Annotated in this window: 5 protein-coding genes and 1 pseudogene; 1 reads left to right on the plus strand and 5 read right to left on the minus strand. The window is 44.2% G+C overall.

Going from position 1 to position 6,786, the window contains the following annotated elements:
- Nucleotides 1-161: 161 nt before the first annotated feature.
- On the plus strand, nucleotides 162-794 hold the full coding sequence (fimZ, locus tag RTW80_RS16690; RefSeq protein WP_000805422.1) for a fimbria biosynthesis transcriptional regulator FimZ: 633 nt from the start codon (nucleotides 162-164) through the stop codon (nucleotides 792-794).
- Nucleotides 795-796: 2 nt separating this feature from the next.
- On the opposite strand, the gene sfmF is transcribed toward fimZ, so the two are convergent.
- From sfmF to fimA, 5 genes and pseudogenes are all read right to left on the minus strand, one after another.
- Nucleotides 797-1,312 (minus strand): fimbria assembly protein, encoded by a 516-nt coding sequence (gene sfmF, locus RTW80_RS16695; protein WP_001255228.1) that lies wholly within the window; start codon nucleotides 1,310-1,312, stop codon nucleotides 797-799.
- Nucleotides 1,313-1,322: 10 nt separating this feature from the next.
- A pseudogene (gene fimH, locus RTW80_RS16700) lies at nucleotides 1,323-2,331 on the minus strand (type 1 fimbria D-mannose specific adhesin FimH).
- Between the two features lie 12 nt (nucleotides 2,332-2,343).
- Nucleotides 2,344-4,953, minus strand: a complete 2,610-nt coding sequence (locus RTW80_RS16705) for a fimbrial biogenesis usher protein (protein ID WP_000701359.1) — start codon at nucleotides 4,951-4,953, stop codon at nucleotides 2,344-2,346.
- 30 nt (nucleotides 4,954-4,983) lie between these two features.
- The gene (gene fimC, locus RTW80_RS16710; protein ID WP_000988362.1) at nucleotides 4,984-5,676 is read right to left on the minus strand and encodes a type 1 fimbria chaperone FimC; all 693 of its coding nucleotides are present in this window, start codon (nucleotides 5,674-5,676) and stop codon (nucleotides 4,984-4,986) included.
- Between the two features lie 219 nt (nucleotides 5,677-5,895).
- Nucleotides 5,896-6,438, minus strand: coding sequence for a type 1 fimbrial major subunit FimA (gene fimA / locus RTW80_RS16715; protein ID WP_085668664.1), 543 nt, complete (start codon nucleotides 6,436-6,438; stop codon nucleotides 5,896-5,898).
- Between the last annotated feature and the right edge of the window lie 348 nt (nucleotides 6,439-6,786).

Below are 6,786 nucleotides of genomic sequence, written 5' to 3' on the forward strand. Positions count from 1 at the left end.
ACAAGTGAACGACCGCGTCTGATTTTCTGATTTATTTCGCTATAGTGGCAAACAAACGCACACCGCTGCGCGTCTGAATCAAGAAAACCCGTATTTTCATGTATCAAAGTACAATTTACCGCCCTAACGGAAAATTGTCCGCTCCTATGAGACTGGTAACTATGAAACCAACGTCGGTGATCATTATGGATACTCATCCTATCATCAGAATGTCTATTGAAGTTCTGTTGCAAAAAAACAGTGAATTGCAGATTGTCCTGAAAACGGATGATTACCGCATAACCATCGATTATCTCCGAACCCGTCCTGTTGATTTAATCATTATGGATATAGACTTGCCCGGAACAGACGGTTTTACCTTCCTGAAAAGGATCAAACAAATCCAGAGCACAGTGAAAGTGTTATTTTTATCATCGAAATCAGAATGCTTTTATGCTGGCAGAGCGATACAAGCTGGTGCTAACGGTTTTGTCAGTAAATGCAATGATCAGAATGATATTTTTCATGCCGTTCAGATGATCCTCTCCGGATACACGTTTTTTCCTAGCGAAACGCTTAACTATATAAAAAGCAATAAATGTAGTACGAATAGTTCAACGATCACTGTGCTATCTAATCGTGAAGTGACCATATTACGTTATCTTGTTAGCGGATTATCTAATAAAGAAATTGCCGATAAGTTATTACTTAGCAATAAAACAGTTAGTGCGCATAAATCTAATATTTATGGCAAGCTAGGTTTGCATTCAATTGTAGAGCTTATCGACTACGCCAAATTATACGAATTAATATAATATTAATTATAATTGATCATAAATATCGCATCCGCTTTCGCCACACCTGGCCGAACACCGCTGGCTAACGCTCGATAATTGGCAAAAAAGTTTAGTGTGACATTGCCATTTGCATCTACTTCCTCAGTCGGGCTCGCCTCCCCCAGTGCGAGCCGGGAGCGATCGCTATTACGTAATTCGATGGCGACGGTTTGTGCCATTGCGGGATCATCCAGAGCCAGCAGGTTGGTATCGGATGCCGGCGTTCCCGTAAATAAAATCGCAACTGAACCCGGAGGACATCCCTCCAGCCGCAGGCTAAAAGGGACGAGTGCCGTGGTATCGCCAGCGTTCAGTAATTGTGTCGTAGGCCATCTGCCTAAATCTACCGTCTTATCAATATCCGCTGTGTTTACGGTACAGGAGAAATCAACAACGTTACCGTGCAAATTGATATTAATCGTTCCTAAAGGGTCAGCTGCCCATCCACTGGAACTCCACAGTAACCCGCAGAAACAGCTAAAGAGTACTCTTCTCATTCTCCGTACCTCATTGATAATCGACGCGTAAATACCCCAGCGCGCTAAACGGCCCCTCGGTCGGTTTTTGACCGGTAATACTGATAGGCCAGGCGCGAAGTGTGACATTGGCTGCCGCAGCTGCATCCAGACGGAAAGGAATAACGCTATTGAGATCGTTAGGCGTAATCGGCGTATCGTTCTGATCGGCGACAATAAAACCTAAATCCTGATTGTCCGACACCATCGCCTGACCAGAAACGGCACTGGCTTCCAGACGCATTGTTAAATAAGCCTGCGCAGCAACATTCGTACATTTGACCGCAATGCTCTTGGTTTGCGGCATGACACCAGCAGGTCGATTACCCGGCCCTGCCGCACTAAATAACGATGCGCCGATATCACCAAAATCAAATTCAACAATCTGCCCGGCATTTAATTCGCAGTTTTGCGGTACTTCAACCCGGCCACCAAAACTAATGGTATAAACAGGTGTAACCAACGGATCGTAAGGCGTTGATGTCACATACACGGTAAACATCACCTGTCTGGGGATCTCCACTATGTTAATAAAGGGACGAATAACCTTTAAACGAAATATTAAACGAGAATCCATCACCCCGAATGGAAGGTTTTGCGAAACGTTAGGATCTGTTCCCATCCGAATATAATTTTGCGGGGGGGAACTGAATATCCATAACACTATCAACCAGACTCATCGCACCTAATAGATAATCATGTAATTGCATATATTTATAATTATCGATAGTTTCCTGAACAATAAAGTTGGTGACATAACTACGGTATGTATAATTCACCAGCGTGCCGGGTGGACAAATTGCTGACACACCTACCCAGCCGGATTTTTCCGGTAAAACAACAATCTGCCCTGGCTGGTTATTGGTGCTATTAAAGACATTTGAGAGATCATAGTGTTCATCTTCTGCTACGCCAGTACTATTTGCACAAACAGTAGCCCAGGATATGTTTGTTAACCACAAACATGCCATCGCCAATAATAATCTGCAGATTATCTTCATTGATAATTTCCTTTATGAGCCAGGATGTGTGCAAACTGCCGAAATAACTGTGACGGCTTGCTGTAAGCTTTGCTTCGGCAATACATAGTGCGCAATGCAGCGTGAGTTCGCGCCGTCTCCCCACTGAACCAGTAATTCACCAGACAATGGCGCACCACTTAAATAAACTTGCCCGTCATCACCCACCATACTGGTTATTCCGGTACTGTTTTCCCGTACCAGTGATCCAAACGGCACCGGTTTTCTGCCCTGGGTAACGGTAATGAGCGCCCGCACGCCTATGCGGGTATCAAAATTGGCACGAACCAACGCGCCTTGCGTCGGCACAACGCTGCTAATATTTTTTTCAACATCGATGGAATTCCCCATCGTATTGGTATCAAGCGCGATACGGTTATACCGATAAACCGTGGCATACGGCATCACCGCATAGCCGCGCCAGTCGGTTAAAATGCCAGTTTGATTTTCAATGCGTACACCGCCTGCGCCAGGCGCTTTAATCAAAACATTGGTATCCCCTAAAGGCTGGCTCAGCGTTATGCCATTTTCATGCCCGACCACACCGCCAGACAGCTGCCAGTTAACGTCATGTTGATCGCGGTCGTAGTTATACCCGACCCCCAGCGTACCGTAAGCGGCCTGCCAGTTTGCCGTGGCGCTGCCCGTATACCCATTATTCGAGGTATCACCCTGGCTTACGTGATAACTCAGGTTGTGGCCTTCCAGTAAGGTCCCACCTACACCTGCCAGCCAGCTATTTTGCCCGTTGCTGTTACGGTTGGCGTTAAAGGAGGCATAAGCGCGGTCGAGCGCATTTTCCCGGGTGTAGCGACGTTTGGTCAGAACATTGAAAGGCACTGAAACATTAAGTCCGACAATACGTTCGTTATCGGGGATCCCTACAGATTCATTCCACGAAAATGAGAGTGAATAACTGATGCCAACCCAGCTGCTGGTATACCCCACCTGATACCAGGTATCTGAATCCGAAGTATTCCAGTATTTTTGATGGGTACCAGAGATATAAAGCGAGCCAAAGTCATTAAGTGATTGTGAAATATTTAACTGCAAACGGTCTTTACGGCTAAAGCGTAAATTGTGGTAATTCACGATTATCGGTTCATCGCGATGCTCACCGTCGTAATCGTAATCATATTCGTACCCCTCCATTCGACGATACGCAACATCATCAAGGGTATAAAAACCTTGTGTCGAATAGCGGTAACCCATTAACTGAAAATTGGTGCCGAAGGTGTTCATCGATTTCGCATAGAGGAAGCGAATGGAATCCCCCTCATGACGACTGTCGTCGGCTAACTGACTGCGCGCATGGGTCACATCCAGCGACACTGTGCCCCAGTTCCCGAGGTTGCGCCCCAGCCCTAATAAAAAGGCGGTGTAATTGGCAGATAATTGCGTCCCGCCGTAGGCAGTAAATTCCTGTGGTAAACCGCCGAGTGCCGTACCCTGAAAAAAGAAAGGCGATGATTGCTGACTATTACCGCTACGAAAATCGCCCGCCGTCAGGTCAAATTTGAAACGCCCTTCGCGTTGTAAAATTGGCACTGTTGAATACGGAATTGTGTAATTCTGCTGATTACCATCGCGCTCGTCGATGGTGACGTCCAGATCGCCATTTGAAGATGTCGGGTGCAAATCTGTAATTTCAAAAGCGCCGGGGGAAACATAGCTTTGATAGATAATAAAACCATTTTGCCGAATCGTTAGCTGGGCCGCCGTACGGGCAATCCCACGTACTGTTGGGGCAAACCCTTGCTGGCTATCAGGATACATATTATCGGAAGAGTAAAGCCGTATACCACGAAATCCAACACCATCGAAAATATCACTTCCTGTATTGCCGTCTCCCATTACCAGTTCACTTTTCAGCGGAATAATGGCGCGCTGTACCCAGGTGCCAATATTATTCCACTGTTCTGAATGATATCCATTTCCGCGAAAATAGTTCCAGGAACCATTGTTGCGTAAACGCCACGGGCCAATATTAATCCCGCTGAGCTCACTAAAAAAATAGCTATCGTTACCATTACCTCTGTTACCGGTGAAATTATAATTCAGGAGTAAAGCAGGAATACCTTCATCCCACTCTTCAGGCGGAATGTAACCGTGAGCGCTACTCAACAACGCTATCTGAGGAATAGTGATGTTCAGGCGCATCGCTGCAAAATCAAAGTTAATTGTGGCATCAGGTACAGCTTTCAGTAAATTGATGCATTTATTGTTTTGCTGCTGGGCTAACTCGGGAAATGCACTGCTATTAAGGCTAATTCGTTCAAGGAGTACCTGGTTAAAACAGGGCATTAACCCACCTGATTTATCACCTGTATTTTCTGTTGTCGATTCAAATACGATATCCTGTGAACCAATGAACTCATCATTACGCCAGAGATCTACCCGATACACGCCCGCAGGTTGATGATTACCTCTCTCAAAGCGCGATAAATCAGCAACGGATGTGCCATTCTCTAATAAAAATGCCGGGTTGAAATAACTTTCCGCATAGCTTAAAAAGGAGGGTAAAATGGCAAGAGATGAATAACAAATTCCGGCCAGACACCAGGTATACCTCTGCGGAATATCCGTAGTAGTGGGTATTTTCATAATTAGCTCTGATATTGTCAGATGATTCGGTTAGTTTAAGTTCACTTCTCTGACCGGGGTTACTGAACCATAATCATTAACGGTCTGAAATTTCAGCTTTCCCTGCACTCCTGAGGGTAAGGGAATTTGTGAATTAACTCTGGGTGCAGCCATAGCATTCCCCAACTTTTGGTTGCCCACTTGTAAGTTAACCAGAGTGACATAAAAAGGTGAGGGATTATGAACATTGATATAGTTACCGGATCGCGAAAACTTGAGTGTGTCCGGTGCTTCTGCGGGTAATTCTTGTAATTGAATTAGACGGAGAAATAATTTCATGCGCGATAAAATCGCCAGTTGCAAAACATTCCTGCCGTTCAATGCATTTTTATCTACCGAAGGGATCGTCTTAACATTCATCCAGAACAGAGACTCACGATCTGCTGCCAGCGGTGGACCGGTGTAAATAATACGCAAGGTATTTTCGCTTTTGGGTTCACTAACAAACAGTGGCGGTGTAATGATGAATGACTTTTCTTTTACACCGCTGCTGTTTTCAATCCACGAATTGACCAGAAAGCGCTCATTGGTATGGCTATTTCTAATCCATACCGCAGTCTGTTTAGCATCAGCGGGATAAATAATACGCGTGGCACCTAATGCGATCCCTCCGGCAGCATGGGCGCTGGCCGAAATGATTAAATAAAATATAATGAGCATCAATAACTTTATTTTAGTCATCATAGTTAATACGCCTTGTGTATTCCTGACGGCAAAAATAAGAAATATAAAGAAATGATTGCTTTGGTTTCTTACAACACATCATTCCCTTTTCATTTAATAAAGCGGCATGATACAAAGTGAACATGATTTCGATTTACATTGCCACCATACCGCTTCAGACAACCGGTACATTACTTTGTTATAAGACGTGATATATAATTCAAAACAACGTGGTTTTGATTATTCGTATCTCATAATAAAAGTCGCGTCAGCATTTGCTTGCCCTGCTGATGCACTTGTACCGATGCCTTTATAACGTGCAGAAAAATGAAGAACGTTGGTCCCGGGGATCAAGTTCTGGTTGGTTGAGAAGCTATTCCCATCAGGTTTGAGAATTGCGGATGTATTATCAAGTATTTCAATACCGACACCCGTTGCTGTTGTTGTATTGGTACTGGATGCAATGGCCAATAAATTATCATTGATTGCATCAGCCTGACCAGAAAATGCAACGGCAGCATTAGCGGCAACAACAGGATCGCAGTCGTTCAACTGAATGGTGAATGGAATTAATGCAGAGGTATTACCAACAGCATTGAAAATATCGGTACGATATTGACCGAGTGTGACAACCTGGTCTGCCGAGTCAGTATTCACTGAACAGGCAGCATTCACCAGTTCGCCTTCAAAGTGAATTGTACCGCCATCTACAACGGCAGCATAACTACCCGTAGCGGCGAATAGTGCGGCAGCCAGCGCAGACGAAATAAATCTTAATTTCATATATATTCCTTCAATCTCATTTATCGACTCCACATCCGTATATAACCGATTACTTTATTTAAGACACTGATAGTAGTAAAATTCCTTTTTATCCTCTAAGAATGTCTTAATTGAAAATATGCACTCTATTCTAAAAAATAGAGAGCCCCGTTAGATGAATACTTTCGCGCAAAATATATTCAACACAAATATAGACCTGAAGCGGTAAATTACCAGGCTGAAAATTCTTTTTATATTGTCAGGTATTTCTTAAATTATCTTAATCCTTAAACGGTGATGCTGCCAACTTACTGATTTAGTGTATGATGGTGTTTTTGAGGTGCTCCAGTGGCTTCTGTTTCTATCAGC

The organism is Escherichia sp. AM3, assembly GCF_032029835.1.
GTDB classification, from domain to species: Bacteria; Pseudomonadota; Gammaproteobacteria; order Enterobacterales; family Enterobacteriaceae; genus Escherichia; species Escherichia coli.